This window comes from Streptomyces sp. 891-h (assembly GCF_022760275.1).
GTDB classification, from domain to species: Bacteria; Actinomycetota; Actinomycetes; order Streptomycetales; family Streptomycetaceae; genus Streptomyces; species Streptomyces spirodelae.
This window is the reverse complement of record NZ_CP050693.1, coordinates 2,800,809-2,819,427: the sequence shown is the minus strand read 5'-3', so window position 1 is coordinate 2,819,427 and position 18,619 is coordinate 2,800,809. Positions and strand designations below refer to the sequence as shown.

Genomic DNA, 18,619 nt, shown 5'->3' with positions numbered 1-18,619 from the left:
TGGGCGAACCCACCGCCCAGTACGACGTACGCTTCCTGCCCGACCACCGATGGAGGACCCGGTGACCGCTCCCAGCCCGGACCTGCTGCGACAACTGCCCGCGCCGCATCCGGACGTCGCCCCTCTGCCGCCCGCCGTACGCCTCGGCGGCGTACGGCTGCTGCGTGGCGTGCCCTACGCGGTCTCCGAAGGAAGCCGCCCCCTCGAACTGGACCTGTGGCTCCCCGAGGGGCCGGCCGCTGTCCCCGCCCCTGTGGTGCTGTACGTCCACGGGGGCGCGTGGCGGCGCGGGCGTCGCGACGACATGGGTATGCGCACCCGCGACTGGGACCCCGGCCCCTTCGCCCGGATCGCCGCCGCGGGCTTCGCCGTCGCCTGCGTCGACTACCGCCTCAGCGGCGAGGCCCGCTTTCCCGCTCCACTGGACGATCTGCGTGAGGCGCTGCGCTGGCTTGCGCTGCGGGCGGAGGAGATCGGTGTCGACCCTGGACGGGTGGTCGCCTGGGGAGACTCCGCGGGCGGACACCTGGCGGCGTTGCTGGCGCTGACGCCGATGCCCGCGGCGCCCTTGGCGGGGGTTGTGGTCTGGTACGGGCCCGCGGATCTGACCACCGCGCGGGGAGGGTTCCGCCCGGATGACACGGCCACCCCTGAGGCCGCGCTCCTGGGGGCCGCCCCCGCTGAGGCGCCCGCCCTGGCGCGGGACGCCAGCCCCTTGCACCAGGTGCGAGCTGGGGCCCCGCCGTTCTTCCTCGCCCATGGGGAGCAGGACACGATGGTGGATCGCTCCCACACCGAGGATTTGGCCGCCGCGTTGAGGGAACTCGGCGTACGGGTCGAGCTCCGGCTTGTACCCGGCGCCGACCATGGCTGGTACGGCGCCCCGAACGCGGAGGTCTCCGCCCTCTTCGCCGCCTCCCTGGATTTCATCCAGACCCTGTGAGACTTGGGGCGCCCCCGCCGGTTGTGGACGCACGCCCCGTTTGTTGCTTCGGCTTGCCGCCGAGTGGTCGTGTTGGGGGGCGAGCCCCTCACGGGGTGGCCCCCGGTTGTGGACGCACGCCCCGTTTGTTGCTTCGGCTTGCGCCGACAGGTCGTGTCGGGGGGCTCCGCCCCCCAACGGCCCCCCGCTAGGTGTGTTGTTCGGGGAGGTTGGTGACAGGTGACACGCTGTGGGTGGTCCTTGAACGGGGTGAGGGCCTTCTGGCTCGGTGTGGATTGCGACATCTACCGCCGAGTGCAGGAGGCCCTCGTGATCCACCGTAATGCCCCGCTGACCCCGACCGGGCGTCTGCGTCTGGCTCGCTGTGTCGTGGAGGAGGGCTGGCCGCTGCGCCAGGCTGCCGAACGTTTCCAGGTCAGTCACACCACCGCTGCCCGGTGGGCTTCCCGCTACCGGCAGCGGGGAGAGGCCGGCTTGTACGACCGCTCCAGCCGTCCGCGTCACTGCCCTGGACAGACCCCGCCCGCCACAGAAGCGCAGGTGGTGCGCATGCGCCGCGAGCACCGTATCGGGCCCCTGCGCCTGGCCGCCCGCACCGGGCCGGCCGCCTCCACCTGCCACCGCATCCTGGCCCGCTGCGGCATGCCTCCCCTGGCCGCCCTGGACCGGGCCACCGGCGAGCCCGTCCGCCGCTACGAACGCTCCCGCCCCGGCGAACTCGTCCATATCGATGTCAAGAAACTCGGCCGTATCCCCGACGGCGGCGGCCACAAGGTCCACGGCCGGGCCGACAGCCCGAACAAGGACCGCCGCCACGGAAAGGGATACGCCTGCCTCCACACCGCCCTGGACGACCACTCCCGCCTCGCCTACACCGAGAACCTGCCCGATGAGAAGGCCCCCACCTGCGCCGCCTTCCTCCGACGGGCCACCGCCTGGTTCGCACGCCACGGCATCACCATCGAACGGGTCCTGACCGACAACGCCTGGGCCTACACCCAGAAAACCTGGAAGACCACCTGCCACGACCTGGGCATCCGCCCCCGCTACACCCGCCCCTGGCGCCCCCAGACCAACGGCAAAGTCGAACGCTTCCACCGCACCCTGCTCGAAGAATGGGCCTACCAGCGGCCCTACACCTCAGAAACCGAACGACAAGCAGCGTTTCCCGGCTGGCTCGACTGGTACAACCACCACCGACCCCACACCGGCATCAAAGGCCAAACCCCCGCCAGCCGCGTCACCAACCTCCCCGAACAACACAGCTAGGTGGGCTTCGCCCCCCTAGAACCCCCCTGCCGCAATCCCGAACCCCATTGCCTTTCAAGCCCACCCTCAGTGGGGCGGGTCCTTGGACCGGCCGGTGACGACCCTGCGGGAGTCACCGACAGGTCCAAGGGCCTCAGGCATGAGCCGGGACGAGGGAACGTGAACAGGGGTGCCCTTTTGCGGAAGGGGGCTCCTAGGGGGGCGAAGCCCCCGTAGCGGGGGGTGGTTGGGGGGCGGAGCCCCCCAACGCCCGTCCGGCGAGGACTCGGGGGTTTGGGGGCGGAGCCCCCATGAACGGAAGAGGGTCAGAGGGCTGAGCCCTCAGCCATTAGAAGCGGCGAGTAATCAATGCTCGCTTGACCTCTTGAATGGCCTTGGTCACCTCAATACCCCGCGGACACGCATCCGTACAGTTGAACGTGGTCCGGCAACGCCACACCCCGTCCCGGTCATTGAGAATCTCCAGCCGCTGCTCCCCGGCCTCGTCCCGCGAGTCGAAGATGAACCGGTGCGCGTTCACAATGGCCGCAGGCCCGAAGTACTGGCCGTCGTTCCAGAAGACGGGGCAGGACGACGTGCACGCCGCGCACAGAATGCACTTGGTGGTGTCGTCGAACCGCTCGCGGTCCTCCGCGGACTGGTACCGCTCACGGGTCGGCTCGTTCCCCTTCGTCACCAGGAACGGCATGACGTCCCGGTACGCCTGGAAGAACGGCTCCATGTCGACCACGAGATCCTTCAGCACCGTGAGCCCCTTGATGGGCTCCACGGTGATCGGCTTCTCGGGCGAGATGTCCTTCAGCAGCGTCTTGCAGGCGAGCCGGTTGCGCCCGTTGATCCGCATGGCGTCCGAGCCGCAGATGCCGTGCGCGCAGGAGCGGCGGAAGGTGAGGGTTCCGTCCACCTCCCACTTGATCTTGTGCAGCGCGTCCAGGACGCGCTCCTTGGGGTCGATCTCCAGCGTGAAGTCCTGCCACTGCGGCTCAGCGGCGACCTCCGGGTTGAACCGGCGGATCCGCAGCGTCACGGTGATCAGGTGCGCGGCAGCGGCGTTCTCGCCCGAGCCGGCGGGTCCGGCGGAGTCGTTCTTCTCAAGGGTCGCGGTGCTCATCAGTACTTACGCTCCATCGGCTGGTAGCGGGTCTGTACGACCGGCTTGTAGTCCAGCCGGATCGACTCGGTGCCGTCGTCGCCGACCTCGCGGTACGCCATGGTGTGCCGCATGAAGTTGACGTCGTCGCGGTTGGGGAAGTCCTCGCGGTAGTGGCCGCCGCGCGACTCCTTGCGGGCGAGCGCGGAGACCGCCGTGACCTCGGCCAGGTCGAGCAGGTTGCCCAGCTCGAGGGCCTCCAGGAGGTCGGTGTTGAAGCGCTTGCCCTTGTCCTGGACGCTGATGTCGCGGAAGCGCTTCCGCAGGGCGCCGATCTCCTCGACGGCCTCCTTGAGCGTCTGCTCCGTGCGGAAGACCATCACGTTCTTGTCCATGCACTCCTGGAGCGCCTTGCGGATCTCGAACACCCGCTCGTTGCCGGTGGCGTCGCGCAGGTTCTCGATCTCGTCGAGCACGAACTTCGCGGGCTCCTCGGGGAGTTCCACGTACTCGGCGGTGTCCGCGTACTCGGCGGCGGCGATGCCGGCCCGGCGGCCGAAGACGTTGATGTCCAGCAGCGAGTTGGTGCCCAGCCGGTTCGCGCCGTGCACGGAGACGCAGGCCACCTCGCCGGCCGCGTACAGGCCAGGGACCGGGGTCTCGTTGTCGGCCAGCACCTGGCCCCGCACGTTGGTGGGGATGCCGCCCATCGCGTAGTGCGCGGTCGGCTGGATCGGCACCGGGTCGGTGTAGGGCTCGATGCCGAGGTAGGTGCGGGCGAACTCGGTGATGTCGGGCAGCTTGGCGTCCAGCTGCTCCGGCGGCAGGTGGGTGAGGTCCAGGTAGACGTGGTCGCCCTCGGGGCCGCAGCCGCGGCCCTCGCGGATCTCGGTGTAGATCGCTCGGGAGACGACGTCGCGGGAGGCGAGGTCCTTCATGACGGGCGCGTACTTCTCCATGAAGCGCTCGCCGTCCTTGTTGCGCAGGATGCCGCCCTCACCGCGGGCGCCCTCCGTGAGCAGGATGCCCATCTTCCAGATGCCGGTGGGGTGGAACTGGAAGAACTCCATGTCCTCCAGCGGCAGCCCGCGCCGGAAGGCGGCGGCCTGGCCGTCACCGGTGAGGGTGTGCGCGTTGGAGGTGACCTTGAAGAACTTGCCGTTGCCGCCCGAGGCGAAGACGACGGCCTTGGCCTGGAAGACGTGCACATCCCCGGTGGCCAGCTCGTAGGCGACGACGCCGGCGGTCTTCTTGATGCCGTCGACCTCGTTGAGCAGCAGGTCCAGGACGTAGAACTCGTTGAAGAACTCCACGCCCTCCTTGACGCAGTTCTGGTACAGCGTCTGGAGGATCATGTGGCCCGTACGGTCGGCCGCGTAGCAGGAGCGGCGCACCGGGGCCTCACCGTGGTTGCGCGAGTGCCCGCCGAACCGGCGCTGGTCGATGGTGCCGTTCGGGGTGCGGTTGAAGGGCAGGCCCATCTTCTCCAGGTCGAGGACGGAGTCGATGGCCTCCTTCGCCAGGATCTCGGCGGCGTCCTGGTCGACCAGGTAGTCGCCGCCCTTGATCGTGTCGAAGGTGTGCCACTCCCAGTTGTCCTCCTCGACGTTGGCCAGGGCAGCGGCCATGCCGCCCTGGGCAGCGCCGGTGTGGGAGCGGGTGGGGTAGAGCTTCGTCAGCACCGCGGTGCGGCTGCGCTTGGTCGACTCGATGGCCGCGCGCATACCGGCGCCGCCCGCGCCGACGATGACGGTGTCGTACTTGTGGATCTTGACGTTGTTCACGTTGCTCATCGGGAAAACCTCAGCCTTCAGCCCCGGTACGTCAGCGGATGTTCGGGTCGAAGGTGAAGATCACCAGCGTGCCCAGCAGGACGGTGAAGACGGTGGCGGTGTACAGCAGCATCTTCAGCCAGAAGCGGGTGTTGTCGCGCTCGGCGTAGTCGTTGATCACCGTGCGCAGCCCGTTGGCGCCGTGCAGCATCGCCAGCCACAGCATCAGCAGGTCCCACACCTGCCAGAACGGCGAGGCCCAGCGGCCCGCGACGAACGCGAAGCCGATCTTGCTCACGCCGCCGTCCAGGACGAGCTGGATCAGCAGATGGCCCAGGACGAGGACCACCAGCACGATGCCCGACAGCCGCATGAACAGCCATGCCTGCATCTCGAAATTGCCGCGCGACGCCTTCGGCGTCTTCGCGGTCCGCTTGCGCGGCGGCTCGATCACGGGCGCGGGGTGGTCCACGTCGAACAGCGCGACCTCGTCAGTGGGCTCTGTGGCGCCGTCGTTCTTGGCGGCCTCGGTCGTCTCGGTCGTCGACATCACGCATCAGCTCCCGAACAGCTCGCGCAGCGTGTGCTGCAGGACCGGATAGAAGGCACCGGCCATGAGGACGATCCACACGCCCAGCACGGTCCACAGCATTTGCTTCTGGTACCTCGCGCCCTTCGACCAGAAGTCCACGGCGATGACCCGCAGGCCGTTGAGCGCGTGGAAGAGGATGGCGGCCACCAGGCCGTACTCCATCAGGTTGACGAGCGGAGTCTTGTAGATCGCGACAGTGTCGTCGTACGCCTCGGGCGAGACGCGCACGAGCGCGGTGTCGAGGACGTGCACGAACAGGAAGAAGAAGATGAGGACGCCGGTGACTCGGTGAGCCACCCAGGACCACATTCCTTCCCGGCCGCGGTACAGCGTTCCAGCCGGCACGGATAAACCCTCCGGGAGCGGATATTGGGGCCTGCCGGCTTCGGTAGGTCGGGCGGGCCCGGCCGGGTACGGTCCACCGGCCTCGGTCATCGTAGCGACGGGGTGTCGGCACGTTCGCCCAGGGGTATGCAGGTGTGATCAATCAGGCACGGACGGCCTATGCGCGGTGTGAGGGGTGACACACGGTCTGCCCGGGTCGTGTGCCGCTATTGGCCTCTTCCATCGTTTACTCGGGCGAATCGGACCCGACCAGCCGCCCCAGTCGGCCCCGTGTGAGCCGCCGCAGTTCCTCGGCGGTCACACACAACTCGTCCTCCGCATCGTTCTCCAACCGCAACCGGATGCCGGCCAGCACCTGGTCCAGCCGCTCCTCAACGGCGAAGCCGTCCAGGCAGCACAGGAAGGCGTGCCCGAACTTCCGCTCGTAGGCGCCGTGAGCGGCCCGCAGCGCTGTGTGCGCGGCCAGGATGCCCAGCTGCGGCTCGCCCTCCAGAGGGTGCACTGCCGACTCGCCGACCAGCGCCTCGCGCAGGTCGGCCGAGGTCAGGTCGTAGCTGGCCTCGTCGGCGGCCGCCAGCAGCGCCTCCACGTCCGGATAGGGGCGGTGCGCCACGATCCGGCGCGCCCAGCGGCGGCTGCCGCAGCAGCGCAGCAGCAGGGGCTCGACCGTCGCGACGGCAGCGGTGTTGAGCCGGTCCAGAGACATTCGCCGTGTTCGCGGCTGCGACGGTGAAGGAGTGGGAAAGCTCATGCGCTCCGTAAAGTCCGAAGGATCCCGATGTCGGCCCGGCTTCGTCACCGTAGTGGCGAGCAGGGAAGATCGTCCGTTGGCACCGTGTTTTTCACCCGGAAGGGAACGCGTGGGAGCGCATAGCTGACGGGGAAGGGTTGAGAAGGGGAAATACCGTAGTCGTATGGGACGAAACTGGTCGAAGAAGTCCGGACGGGCCGGTGCCGGGGCAGCTCGCCGCCCCGGCAGCCTGGCAGTCACCCTCGGTACCGCTCTTCTCGGGCTGACCGGGCTCACCGGGCTGACCGCCTGCGGCTCGAACGGCGACGGAGGCGGCGACGGCGACCGGGACACGCCCTCCTCCACCGCCTCCCAGCGCGACGGCGATCGGCCGCCCAAGGGGCCCGACCGGCTCGGCCCGTCCCCCGTCGCGGTTCCCTCCGTACGCGAATGGAAAGCCGTACGCGGCCCCGGCTGGCAGCTCACGAAGCACAGCCGCGTCATCGCCGCGCACGACTCGCTCCGCGACGAGGCGAAGCTGCTCGCCGACGAGCTGAAGACGAAGGTCGCCAAGGGTCCCGCCCGCACCGGCGACATCGAACTGGACCGCGCCAAGGGCGGCGAGCAGGGCAAGCCGGGCGGCGGCCCCGAGGGCTACCGGCTCGTCAGCCGCGACGGCAAGGTCACCATCACCGGCGGCGACGACGCCGGGGTCTTCTACGGCACCCGCACCCTGCTGCAGACCTACCGCGCACAGGGCCGCTTCGCCGAGGGCACGGTGCGCGACGCGCCGGACCGCCCGCAGCGCGGCTTCTCCCTCGACATCGCCCGCAAGAACTTCAGCGCCGACTGGATCAAGGCCCGTATCCGCGAGATGGGCGACCTCAAGCTCAACCAGCTCCAGCTGCACCTCTCCGACGACCAGGCGTTCCGCGTCGAGAGCGACACCCACCCCGAGATCGTCTCCGACCCCCACCTGACCAAGGCCCAGGTGCGGGACATCGTCGAGCTGGCCTCCTCCCGGCACATCACCGTCATCCCCGAGATCGACTCGCCCGGCCACCTCGGCGCCGTACTGAAGGCCCACCCCGACCTCCAGCTGCGCAGCGCCTCGGGCCGCACCCCGCGCGGCGCCATCGACATCAGCAACCCCGCGGCGGCCGAACTCGTCGACGACCTGCTGGTCGAGTTCGCCGACCTGTTCCCCGGCAAGTACGCGCACGCCGGCGGCGACGAGTACCAGGCGCTGATGACGGAGAACCCGGAGCAGACCTACCCGGGCCTCGCCGAGGAGGCGCGGAAGCGGTTCGGCAAGGACGCCAAGGTCCAGGACCTGGCCACCGCCTGGCTCAACGACCGCACCGAGACCCTGCGCAAACACGGCAAGACCCCGCAGGTGTGGAACGACGGCATGCACCGCGGCGGAGTCGTCAAGCCGGACAAGTCCCGCCAGGTCGCCTACTGGACCGGGCGTGAGGCGGGGGAGCGGCAGCCGGCCGAGTACCTGGAGGGCGGCTGGGAGGTCGTCAACCTCAACGACGAGTACCTGTACTACGTCCTCGGCCAGCCCAACAATTTCACCTACCCGACGGGCCGCCGCATCTACGAGCACTGGACGCCCGCGGTGGTGCGCGGCACCGAGCCGGTCCCCGGGAAGTGGGCCGACCGCAAACACATCGTCGGCGGCCGGTTCGCCGTCTGGGGCGACCTCGCCGACGCGCAGACCACCGAGCAGGTCGCCCGCGGCATCCGGCTGCCGCTCGCCGCCACGGCCCAGAAGCTGTGGGACCCCGCAAAGCCGGAGCGCTCCTGGTCCGACTTCGTGAAGCTGGTCGACCAGGTGGACTGACCGCGCCCACTCGCTGCTCCAGCGAAGACCGCACCTGGCGCCTTTTGGCCCCCTTTGTCCCGGCATGCGGGACAAAGGGGGCCAGGAGCACCATGGAAGGAGGAATGTCCACCACAGGAGCAGCGATGACACGGTTCATGGACGTACACCGCGGCCTCAAGGGCATCACGGCCGAGCAGCTCAAGGCCGCCCACCAGGCCGACCAGGAGATCGAGGGCGACGAAGGAGTCCACTTCGAGCGGGCCTGGGCGGACCCGGACTCGGGGATCGTCTACTGCCTCTCGGAAGCGCCCTCGGCGGACGCCGTGCAGCGCGTGCACGACCGCGCAGGGCACCCGGCAGACGAGATCCACCCGCTGCCCCTGGTCGTTTGAGACCTGGGTGTGCGGCTCCGGTAGGACCGGGGCGTGGGCGCTCCGGCAGCTGAGCCGGAGCGGAAAAGCCGAAGACGACCGGGGTCGCCACCCCCCACAGGAGAGACCCCGGTCGCCGTCGGACACGGGCTCACTACGCCAGCGGCTTGCCCGTACTCCCCTCAGCGTCACTGCCGCGCAATCTGTTACGCCCTCATCCCGCACCACTCCGCGCGCGCGTCACCCACGCGAGCCCCGGCGCGCGCGACGCCCACTCCGCGGCACGCGCGACGTTCCATCCGCGCGTGCCTCGCGCGGGCACAGCGGGCGTCCCCCACCCGGCTCCGTGCCCGCGTCACGGCCCGCACCGCGCAGCGACGGCGGGCGACCGGGCCCTCACACACAGCGCCCGGGCCGTCCACCACTGACTCCGGCATGGACGAGCGAGCACACTTGGCCTTAGCGTGCTCCTCGCGCCGCGCCAGGTAGACCGAGCCTGGCAGCCGGGACGCTGACCCGCGGCAACGGCGCACGGCACAGACACCTTCGCGGAGTGGGGCGAGACACGAGCGTGCAGGGGGACGACGCGGAGCTGACCGCTGCGGTACGCGCGGCGCAGGAGGGGGACGAAGCCGCCTTCCGCACCGTCTACCGCTCCGTGCACCCGCGCCTGCTCGGCTACGTCCGCACACTGGTGCCGGACGCCGACGCGGAGGATGTGGCCTCCGAGGCGTGGCTGCAGATCGCCCGCGATCTGCCCCGCTTCAAGGGCGACGCGGACCGGTTCCGCGGCTGGGCGGCACGGATCGCCCGCAACCGGGCGCTCGACCATCTGCGGATGCGCGGGCGCCGTCCCGCCGTCGGCGGCGACGAGAGCGAACTGACCGGCCTGCCCGCGGGAGCCGACACAGCGGACGAGGCGCTGGAGGCCCTGGGCACGAGCAGCACGATGGCCCTCATATCCCAACTCCCGCGCGACCAGGCCGAGGCGGTCGTGCTGCGGGTGGTGGTCGGCCTCGACGCCAAGAGCGCCGCGCAGGTGCTCGGCAAGCGGTCCGGCGCCGTACGGACGGCCGCGCACCGCGGACTGCGCAAACTCGCCGAACTGCTGGAAGAGGGAACCCCCGGGCAACCCGGGAGCGCCGCCGACGGCGCGTCCGGCGGCGCGGTGGAGGACCCGATCGGCGGCTCCGGAAAGCGCGGCGCGGGGCCGAGGCCGGGCGGGGGCGTGGCCAAGGGCCGTGCTCGTGGAATGGCGCGCGGTGTGACGCAGAAAGCCACACGAACGCTGAGGGAAACGTGATGGCGGACGACCGGTACAGCTGGCTGGATGAGGAAACCGCGGAGCGTTTGCTGCGCGGGCTGCCGGTCGACGCCTGCGAGGGCGACGACCCGGGAACGGGCTTCGCGCCGGGCTCCGAGCCGGGTGCCGGATCCCGTGCACACACGGTCGAAGGGGCGGCCGAGGAGCAGAACGCGGGGCCAGGGGCTGCCGGGCCAGGAGCCGCCGGATCAAGGGCTGCCGGGCCAGGGCCCGCAAGGTCACAGGCCGCCGGTCGGCCGGAAGGGTACGAGCCCTCCGCCCTGCCGGAGGAGTCCACGGTGCCGGGCGAGCCCCGCGAGGCCGCCGTGGCGGGACGTATGGGCCGGGCCCGCAGGAACGGGCGACCCGGTCGAAGAGCCGAGGGCCGTCTCGACGTGCCCTCCCACGACTGGTCCCGCGAAGCCGACCGCCGTACGGTTGTCCGGCTCGCCGCCGCGCTGGACGAACTGTCCACCGCCTGCACCGCACCCACATCCACCTCCACCGCACCCGGTGCCACCCCCGTCGAACTCCCCGGGGAGGCCGCGGCGCTGGACGCGTTCCGCGCCGCGCGGGTCGGCGCACCGCGCGGCGTACCCGGTGCGGCGACGGTGACCCCGCTCGGGGGCGGCGGGGCACCGGGCGGCGCCCGCAGCCGGGCCCGCAACCTGCTGACCGGCAGGCCCCTGCGCGCGGGTTTCGCCGTCGCCCTCGCGGGCTGCGCGCTCGGCGGCGTGGCCGTCGCGGCCGGTACGGGCATGCTGCCCACCCCCTTCTCCAACGGTGAAGCACCGTCGGTCAGCGTCTCGCCCGGCGACACCTCCCAGGGGAAGACCCCCACCAGCGGAGGCGCCAGCAGCGACGACGAGACGCCGGGCAGCGACGGCAAGGGCGACCGGCACAACGGCGCCGGCCTGGCCGGCGGCCACGACGGCGACGGCAAGGGCGGCGACGGGGACAAGTCGCGGGACGGCTCCCGCGACCTGGCCGACTCCGGCGGCGCCGGGCGTGACAAGAGCGGCAAGGGCCGGGACAACGACAAGCCGGCCGGTAAGCAGCCCGGCTCCGGCGGTCATCTCGACGACTCCCAGAAGGACGCCATCGCCACCGCGCTGTGCAAGGCGTACGCGGCCGACAAACTCGATGTCGACGACCGCAGGAAGCTGGAGCGCGCGGCAGGCGGCCGCACGGTGGTACGGAAGTTCTGCGCCCAGCACGGCAACTCGGGCTCCGGCGACGGAGGCAGCCGTGGTGGCGCGTCGGACGGCGGGGGCCAGGGCAGCGGCGACTCCGGCGGCGACGGCGGCGGACAGGGCAGTGGCAGTGACAGTGGTGGTGGCGGAGGGGGCGGCGGATCGACCGGTGGTGACGGCGACCCTCCACCCCCGGGTGACTCCGGCGGATCGGCCACCGGCGGCTCCGGCGCGGCGGACGGCGACGCGTCGTCCCCCTCCAGCGCGCCCTCGCCCAGCTCCACCTCCAGCGGCACGCGGCCGTGACGGGCGCCACAGCAGAACACTGAGCCGACGGTGTGACACTTTCGCCGGGCACGGCGCTGAAGAGAGTGAGCCGACTGGTCATCGGCGGCGCGGTAAGCCCGAGGTTCCCCCCGTACCTCTGGGTTCGCGCGATGGCGCGGGTGGGACACGTTCCCCCGGTCCCACCCGCGCCCCCTTCATTCCGGGGGCAGGCCTTTCTTCCGGGCGCCCCGAGGGTTACTTGTAGACGATGACCTTGTCGCCCGGGTGGATCTCGGCGAAGACCTTGGCGATCTTCTTCTTGTCGCGGACGTTCACGCAGCCGTGTGAGGCTCCGGCGTAGCCGCGCGCCGCGAAGTCGGCCGAGTAGTGCACCGCCTGGCCGCGGCTGAAGAACATCGCGTAGGGCATCGGGCTGTCGTAGAGGGTCGAATGGTGGTGCCGGCTCTTGAAGTCGACCTTGAACTGGCCTTCCCGGGTCGGCGTGTACGCCGACCCGAACCGCACGTCCATGGCCGTCCGCACCTTCCCGTCGACCATCCACGCCGCCGTGCGGCTCGTCTTGCTGATGCACAGCGCGCGCCCCGTCAGACAGCGCGGGTCGGGCTTGGCGAGCGGCCGGCTGGTGGGCGGGTACAGCTCGGTGCGGGTGGGCTGGTGGGTACGCGCGCGCAGCGCGCTCAGCACCGCGTCGGTGACCTTGCCCGTACGGGCCATTCCGCGCTGCTGCTGGAACGCGGAGACCGAGGCGGCCGTCACCGGGCCGTAGTAGCCGGTCGGGTTCCGGTGGAAGAGGCCGAGCTGCCGCAGCCGCGCCTGGAGTTCGCGTACGTGTGCGCCGCGCGCGCCGGGCGCCATCCGTACGCTCTGTGCCACCGGCTGTGCCGCCTCGGGCTTGCGCGGTGGTGGCTCCGGCTGCGCGGGCTGCTGCACCGGATTCGGCGGTGCGTTCGTGTGCGCGGGCGCCGTCGACGGTCTCGACGGTGGTTTCCCCGGCACCTGCTGCGGCGCCTTGGAAACGCGGACAGCCGGCCCGCCCGCGCCCTCCTCGACCTGGCACCCGGCGAGGGCGCCCGCCGACAGCAGTACCGCCGTCGAGGCCGCGACGCCGCGCCAGGCTGCTGATCCCCTCCTGTGCATCCCCCCACCCCCGGAAGGTTCAACGGATCTACGTGTCCATCAATGCCCAGCGTGCCGCCCTCGCGAACCTGCGGCGTGCCGGGTGATGCTGGGTGGGACGCCCGCCGTGCGCCCACGCGTCCCCTGGAGGCTCTTGATGACACGTCCCACCGATTCCGGCCGTCGGCTGTCCGAGTCGGGGCTGCCCGTCGAGCCCGTCTACGGACCGGACGCGCTGGCGGGCTGGGATCCCGCCGTCCGGCTGGGCGAGCCGGGCGGCTACCCGTTCACGCGGGGTGTCTACCCGACGATGTACACGGGACGGCCGTGGACGGTGCGGCAGTACGCGGGTTTCGGTACGGCGGCCGAGTCCAACGCGCGCTACCGGCAGTTGATCCAGCACGGCACCACAGGGCTGTCCGTCGCCTTCGATCTGCCCACCCAGATGGGGTACGACAGCGACGCTCCGCAGGCCGCCGGTGAGGTGGGCAAGGTGGGGGTGGCGATCGACTCCGTGGAGGACATGCGGGCGCTGTTCGACGGCATCCCGCTGGGCGAGGTCTCCACCTCCATGACCATCAACGCGCCCGCCGCGCCGCTGCTGTTGCTCTACCAGCTCGTGGCCGAGGAGCAGGGGGTGGCGCCGGGTGCCCTGACCGGCACCGTGCAGAACGACATCCTCAAGGAGTACATCGCGCGCGGCACCTACATCTTCCCGCCGAAGCCGTCGCTGCGCCTGACGGCGGACATCTTCCGCTACTGCGGCGCCGAGATGCCCCGCTGGAACACCATCTCCATCTCCGGCTACCACATGGCCGAGGCAGGCGCGACGCCCGCGCAGGAGATCGCCTTCACGCTGGCCAACGGCATCGCGTACGTACGCGCCGCGGTGGCGGCGGGGATGGACGTGGACGCGTTCGCACCCCGGCTGTCGTTCTTCTTCGTGGCCCGCACGACGCTGCTGGAGGAGGTGGCCAAGTTCCGTGCGGCGCGCCGGATCTGGGCGCGGGTGATGCGCGAGGAGTTCGGCGCGCGCAACCCCAAGTCGCAGATGCTGCGGTTCCACACGCAGACCGCGGGGGTGCAACTGACCGCGCAGCAGCCGCAGGTGAACGTCGCGCGGGTCACGGTGCAGGCGCTGGCCGCCGTACTGGGCGGCACCCAGTCGCTGCACACCAACTCCTACGACGAGGCGCTGGCGCTGCCGTCGGAGTCGGCGGCCCGGTTGGCGCTGCGCACCCAGCAGGTGCTGGCGCACGAGACGGATGTGACCGCGACGGTCGACCCGTTCGCCGGCTCGTACGCCGTCGAGTCGCTGACCGACGGCGTGGAGGAGGCGGCCCTCGACCTGATGCGGCGGGTCGAGGACCGGGGCGGCGCGGTGGCCGCCGTCGAACAGGGCTTCCAGAAGAACGAGATCGAACGCAGCGCCTACGCGGTCGCGCAGGAGATCGAGCACGCCGAGCGGGTGGTCGTCGGCGTCAACCGCTTCCGCACCGAGGGGCAGGAGGAGCCGTATGTGCCGCTCACCGTGGACCCGGGGCTGGAGGAGGCGCAGGCCGGCAAGCTGGAGCGGCTGCGCGCCGGACGGGACGGCGCCGCCGTACGCTCCGCGCTGGACGCGCTGCGCACCGCCGCCGAGACGGAGGAGGAGAACGTGCTCCACCCGATGAGGGAGGCACTGCGCGCCCGGGCGACGCTGGGCGAGGTGTGCGACGCGCTGCGCGAGGTGTGGGGCGCCTACACCCCGTCGGACGCCTTCTGAGGCGCGCCTCCCCCGTGCGCCGCCCGCGCGCCCCCACCAAGTTGTTACTCACGGGTTTCAACGCGGCCGGGGATCGGGGACAGTAGGCGCAGGCGTGACCGACGACCGACGAGCAGCCTGCGAGGTGTCCGTGGCGACCGATATCAGGACGGGGTCCGCCGACGAGCCCGGCGCGCACGGGGAAGGAGCAGCCCGGCCGCTGCCCGGCCTCGCCCGCGCCGCGGCGGCGCTGGCGGCGGGCGAGACGACCTCCCGCGCGCTGACCGAGCGGGCGCTGGCCCGTATCGAGGCGACCCAGCCCACGCTGAACGCCTTCCGCCTGCTGCGCGCGGAGGCGGCGCGGGCCGAGGCCGACGCCGCTGACCGTGCGCTGGCCGGCGGCGAGCGGCGGCCGCTGCTGGGTGTGCCGGTCGCGGTCAAGGACGACACGGACGTGTGCGGCGAGCCCACCGCGTTCGGCTGCGCCGGGACCTTCCCGCTCAAGACGGCCGACGCGGAGGTGGTGCGCAGACTGCGGGCCGCCGGAGCGGTCATCGTCGGCAAGACCAACAGCCCGGAGCTGGGCCAGTGGCCGTTCACCGAGGGCAGCGCCTTCGGCGACACCCGCAACCCCTGGAACGTGGCCCACACCCCGGGCGGCTCCTCCGGCGGCGCGGCAGCGGCCGTCGCGGCCGGGCTGGTACCCGCGGCGCTGGGCTCGGACGGCGCGGGCTCGGTGCGCATCCCCGCGGCATGGACGCACCTGGTGGGCATCAAACCGCAGCGCGGCCGCATCTCCACCTGGCCGGACCCCGAGGCGTTCAACGGCATAACGGTCTTCGGCCCGCTGGCCCGTACCGTCGAGGACGCGGCGCTGCTGCTCGACGTCGCAGCGGGCAACCGGGAGGGCGACCTGCACCGGCCGCCGCCGGTGGATGTGCGGTCAGCGGTGGGCCGGGACCCGGGGCGGCTGCGGATCGCGCTGTCCACCAGATGGGCGTTCACCGCCACCCCGAAGCGGCTGGACACGCGGGTGGAGGCCGCCGTACGCGCGCTGGCCGAACGGCTCGCCGCGCTGGGGCACGAGGTGGAGGAGGCCGATCCGCACTACGGCCCGATCGGACTGACGTTCGTACCGCGCGCCACGGCGGGCATCCGCACCTGGGCGCAGCGCACCCCCGAACCGGGCCTGCTCGACCCCCGCACCCGGGCCGCGGCCCGCACCGGACGGCTGCTGGGCGGCCCGGTGCTCCGCGCCGCACGCGCTGCCGAGGGGCCGCTGCGCCGCCACACCGGCCGGATCTTCCGCCGCTACGACGTCGTCCTCACCCCCACCACCGCCACCCCGCCGCCCCGGATCGGCGACCTGGCGCGGCTCTCCGGCTGGCAGACCGACCGCCGCATGATCGCGCACTGCCCGTACGCCTGGCCGTGGAACGTGCTGGGCTGGCCCGGCGTCAACGTCCCCGCCGGGTTCACCCGCCCTGACCACCTCCCCGTTGGAGCCCAACTCCTCGGCCCGGCCCACAGCGAACCCCTGCTGATCTCCCTCGCCGCCCACCTGGAAGCCGACCAGCGCTGGTACGAACAGCGCCCGCCGGAGCAGCGCCTCAGCCCAGGGCGGCGCGCTTGAGGGCGCGGGCGCGGCGGGCGACGCGGCGGACCGCGCGATTGCGGGGCACGAACGCGAACTGCCGGGGCACCGCGCCGGGCAGCGCCAGCGCGGTCAGCCGGCGGCGCTTGAAGTAGCGGCGGGTCGCCGGGGACAGACTGGTCGCCAGATACCGCTCGGCCTCCTCGCGCAGCTGCGGATGGATCTGCGGCTGCATGCAGAAGCCGACAGCGCGGATCAGGCCCGTCAGCTCGCGGGCCGAGGGCGGAGCGAAACCGGCTCCGGCGGCCTCCGCCTCCAAGTCGGGCAGCAGCGCGTCCACCAGCGTCACCGGTACGCGATTGCTGTTCTGGTACGGCGTCACCCGCTCCAGCAGCAGCTCGGTGCCGGTGCGCGCAACCGGCAGGCCGTAGAACGCCGAGGCGGTCAGCAGCGCCGTCGAGAAACACCCCACCACCAGCGCCGGACGCATCCGCTCGTACAGCGCCTCGGCCAGCACAGGCGAGTCCAGCACCGTCAGGTCGACGCCCAGCTCGCCCGCCTCCTTCTCCAGCGCGCGGGACCAGCGGGCCGGAGCCACCGGATGCGGCTTGAAGACCACCTCGCGGTGCCCGCGCGCGGCGGCACCCCGCAGCATCCGCAGGTGCAGCCGCTCCTCCTCGTCAGGGGAGAGGATGTCCAGCGCCGAGAGGTACTGGCCCAGCAGCAGCGCCGCGCCCGTGGGCGCCTCGGTCACCGCAGCCGGCACGTCCCGCGCCACCTCGGCAAGCACCGCGCGGAAGGCGTCGGTGGAGACGATCTCGGGCTCCACGCCGAACTCCGAGAGCAGCATCGGCGTCAGGCCCGGCACCAGGTCCAGATGGAGCAGCCGTCGCGCCCGCGAACCCACCAGCGGGTCCAGCTTGTTGCGGGTGGGCCCGTAGCTCATCAGCCCGTCCGCGTACACCTCGATCGGCGCGTCGGGGAACAGCCGTGCCACCGCCAGCGCGGGCTCCACCTGGATCGACTCCAGGACGAGCGTGATCTCGTCCTCAGGGCCTTCGCCCAGGCCCCACAGCAGCCGCAGATACCGCTCCCACAGCGGGACGTCGTCCCCGCGCGGCGACCAGCCGGCCGGGTGGAGGGGCCGGATCGTCTCGTTCCACGACAGCAGGCGGTCGAAGCGGCCGCGCAGCCGCGCGAAGCCCGGCATGGTGTCGAGCGACGGCGCCGTCTCCGGATTGCCCGCGTTGTTGCTGACCAGCAGCAGCCGCTGGTCGGCGGGTTCGAAATGGCCGGCGTCGATGGCCGCGGCGAGGGTGGCGGCGCCGTAGAGGGTGGAGGCGAAGAAGATCTGCGTACGCATCAGGCCGCCACCTCCGTGTCGCCGGTGCTGCCAGTGCTGCCGGAGCTGCCGGTGCTGCCGGTGCTGCCGGTGCTGTGCGGGCCGTGCGCGGTCGCGGGGCGGGCCGGGCGCCTGCGGAGCCGCCGCAGCCGGGCGGCGCGCTCGTGGTCCATGGAATCCAGCGCCTCGGTCAGCAGATCCGCCGGCAGCCGCTTGAGCGCCGCCGCGCCCATGGCCCGCAGCTTGCGCGCCACCTGCGGCTCGAACCTGTCGCTGCTCAGATGGTGCGCGAGGATCGCGCAGTAGGTGCGGATCGCCTTCGGCAGCAGCTGCTCGGCGTCCCGGTCCTGGGCCGTCTCCTCGATCACCTGGTCGAAGGCGCGGATGAAGTCCAGCTGCCTCACGTCACCGATCTGGGTCAGCGAGGAGGCGACCCCGCGCCGGTAGAAGACGCCCAGCAGGCCCACGGCGGCGAACGAGCGGGCCTCGCGGTGCAGCCGCCAGATCCACGGCCGGTCCTCGGCCGTGCGCAGCCCGTCGGTGAAGTGCAGCAGCCCCTCGTCCAGCAGTCTGCGGTGGTAGATCCCGGCCCAGGCGTAGGCGTAGTCCACCGAGGTGCTGCGGGTGGCGGGCAGGATCGCCGCACGCGGGTCCTGCACCACGCCCCTGCGGCCGTGCGGCACCCGCGCCAGGGTGCGGGAGCGGGCCGTGCACTGCACATGGTCCGTACGGACGAAGTCGCAGCCCAGCCGCTCGATGCAGGCGACCAGCTCCTCGTAGTAGCCGGGCGCCAGCCAGTCGTCACCGTCCAGGAAGGTGACGAATTCGCCGCTCGCCCGGTCCAGCCCCGTATTGCGCGCGGTCGCCAGGCCGCCGTTGCGCGAGTGCCGGGTCCGGATCACTCGTGCGACGTCTCTGAGCTCGCTTTCTGCTCGTTCGAGAATCTCCGGCGTCTCGTCCTTGGAAGCGTCGTCGACGAGAATGAACTCGAAATCCTGACGCGCGTTGGCTCGGAGACTCCGCAGGGTTTCCGGGGCGTATGACTGCACGTTGTAAAACGGCACGATGACGGAGAGCTTGACCACCCGAGGGACCT

16 protein-coding genes are annotated in these 18,619 nt (G+C 71.7%); 8 read left to right on the top strand and 8 right to left on the bottom strand.

Annotation, left to right across the window (positions count from 1 at the left end):
• The first annotated feature begins 61 nt into the window (after positions 1 to 61).
• Both HC362_RS12070 and HC362_RS12065 read left to right on the top strand, forming a co-directional pair.
• A complete protein-coding gene (locus HC362_RS12070; RefSeq protein ID WP_243083960.1) occupies positions 62 to 943 on the top strand; it encodes an alpha/beta hydrolase in 882 nt (293 codons plus the stop codon).
• Positions 944 to 1,252: 309 nt separating this feature from the next.
• Positions 1,253 to 2,212, top strand: coding sequence for an IS481 family transposase (locus HC362_RS12065; RefSeq protein ID WP_243083959.1), 960 nt, complete (start codon positions 1,253 to 1,255; stop codon positions 2,210 to 2,212).
• 328 nt (positions 2,213 to 2,540) lie between these two features.
• Here the strand turns inward: HC362_RS12065 and HC362_RS12060 are convergent, their stop codons facing one another.
• From HC362_RS12060 to HC362_RS12040, 5 genes are all read right to left on the bottom strand, one after another.
• Positions 2,541 to 3,323: a succinate dehydrogenase iron-sulfur subunit gene (locus tag HC362_RS12060; RefSeq protein WP_209265592.1), complete on the bottom strand. Its 783-nt coding sequence runs from the start codon at positions 3,321 to 3,323 to the stop codon at positions 2,541 to 2,543.
• Complete coding sequence (gene sdhA, locus HC362_RS12055; protein WP_243083958.1) at positions 3,323 to 5,095, bottom strand: succinate dehydrogenase flavoprotein subunit; 1,773 nt, start codon at positions 5,093 to 5,095, stop codon at positions 3,323 to 3,325. The genes HC362_RS12060 and sdhA overlap by 1 nt, the downstream gene beginning before the upstream one ends.
• Before the next feature lie 31 nt (positions 5,096 to 5,126).
• Positions 5,127 to 5,624 (bottom strand): succinate dehydrogenase hydrophobic membrane anchor subunit, encoded by a 498-nt coding sequence (locus HC362_RS12050; RefSeq protein ID WP_243083957.1) that lies wholly within the window; start codon positions 5,622 to 5,624, stop codon positions 5,127 to 5,129.
• A 6-nt stretch (positions 5,625 to 5,630) separates the two neighbouring features.
• On the bottom strand, positions 5,631 to 6,011 hold the full coding sequence (gene sdhC / locus HC362_RS12045) for a succinate dehydrogenase, cytochrome b556 subunit (RefSeq protein WP_037706945.1): 381 nt from the start codon (positions 6,009 to 6,011) through the stop codon (positions 5,631 to 5,633).
• Positions 6,012 to 6,237: 226 nt separating this feature from the next.
• Complete coding sequence (locus tag HC362_RS12040; protein WP_243083956.1) at positions 6,238 to 6,717, bottom strand: 2-oxo-4-hydroxy-4-carboxy-5-ureidoimidazoline decarboxylase; 480 nt, start codon at positions 6,715 to 6,717, stop codon at positions 6,238 to 6,240.
• Between the two features lie 208 nt (positions 6,718 to 6,925).
• On the opposite strand from HC362_RS12040, the gene HC362_RS12035 reads away from it, so the two are divergent.
• The 4 genes from HC362_RS12035 to HC362_RS12020 all read left to right on the top strand — a co-directional run bounded on the left by HC362_RS12035 (position 6,926) and on the right by HC362_RS12020 (position 11,745).
• Positions 6,926 to 8,590 carry a glycoside hydrolase family 20 protein gene (locus HC362_RS12035; protein ID WP_243083955.1) on the top strand — a complete coding sequence of 555 codons (1,665 nt, stop codon included), beginning with the start codon at positions 6,926 to 6,928 and terminating at the stop codon, positions 8,588 to 8,590.
• A gap of 125 nt (positions 8,591 to 8,715) precedes the next feature.
• Positions 8,716 to 8,964, top strand: coding sequence for an SCO4226 family nickel-binding protein (locus HC362_RS12030; RefSeq protein WP_209265597.1), 249 nt, complete (start codon positions 8,716 to 8,718; stop codon positions 8,962 to 8,964).
• Between the two features lie 550 nt (positions 8,965 to 9,514).
• Positions 9,515 to 10,246: an RNA polymerase sigma factor gene (locus HC362_RS12025; protein ID WP_243088515.1), complete on the top strand. Its 732-nt coding sequence runs from the start codon at positions 9,515 to 9,517 to the stop codon at positions 10,244 to 10,246.
• On the top strand, positions 10,246 to 11,745 hold the full coding sequence (locus HC362_RS12020; RefSeq protein WP_243083954.1) for a hypothetical protein: 1,500 nt from the start codon (positions 10,246 to 10,248) through the stop codon (positions 11,743 to 11,745). The genes HC362_RS12025 and HC362_RS12020 overlap by 1 nt, the downstream gene beginning before the upstream one ends.
• Positions 11,746 to 11,961: 216 nt before the next feature.
• Here HC362_RS12020 and HC362_RS12015 read toward each other — a convergent pair whose 3' ends face one another.
• Complete coding sequence (locus tag HC362_RS12015) at positions 11,962 to 12,864, bottom strand: L,D-transpeptidase family protein (RefSeq protein WP_243083953.1); 903 nt, start codon at positions 12,862 to 12,864, stop codon at positions 11,962 to 11,964.
• Between the two features lie 136 nt (positions 12,865 to 13,000).
• Here HC362_RS12015 and HC362_RS12010 point away from each other — a divergent pair, with 136 nt between their 5' ends.
• Both HC362_RS12010 and HC362_RS12005 read left to right on the top strand, forming a co-directional pair.
• Positions 13,001 to 14,608 carry a methylmalonyl-CoA mutase family protein gene (locus tag HC362_RS12010; protein WP_243083952.1) on the top strand — a complete coding sequence of 536 codons (1,608 nt, stop codon included), beginning with the start codon at positions 13,001 to 13,003 and terminating at the stop codon, positions 14,606 to 14,608.
• 199 nt (positions 14,609 to 14,807) lie between these two features.
• On the top strand, positions 14,808 to 16,220 hold the full coding sequence (locus tag HC362_RS12005; protein WP_243088514.1) for an amidase: 1,413 nt from the start codon (positions 14,808 to 14,810) through the stop codon (positions 16,218 to 16,220).
• On the opposite strand, the gene HC362_RS12000 is transcribed toward HC362_RS12005, so the two are convergent.
• Positions 16,198 to 17,544, bottom strand: coding sequence for an alpha-2,8-polysialyltransferase family protein (locus HC362_RS12000; RefSeq protein WP_243083951.1), 1,347 nt, complete (start codon positions 17,542 to 17,544; stop codon positions 16,198 to 16,200). The two genes, HC362_RS12005 and HC362_RS12000, sit on opposite strands and share 23 nt — an antisense overlap.
• Positions 17,544 to 18,608 carry a glycosyltransferase family 2 protein gene (locus tag HC362_RS11995; protein WP_243083950.1) on the bottom strand — a complete coding sequence of 355 codons (1,065 nt, stop codon included), beginning with the start codon at positions 18,606 to 18,608 and terminating at the stop codon, positions 17,544 to 17,546. Before HC362_RS11995 ends, HC362_RS12000 begins: the two co-directional genes overlap by 1 nt.
• Positions 18,609 to 18,619 lie beyond the last annotated feature (11 nt).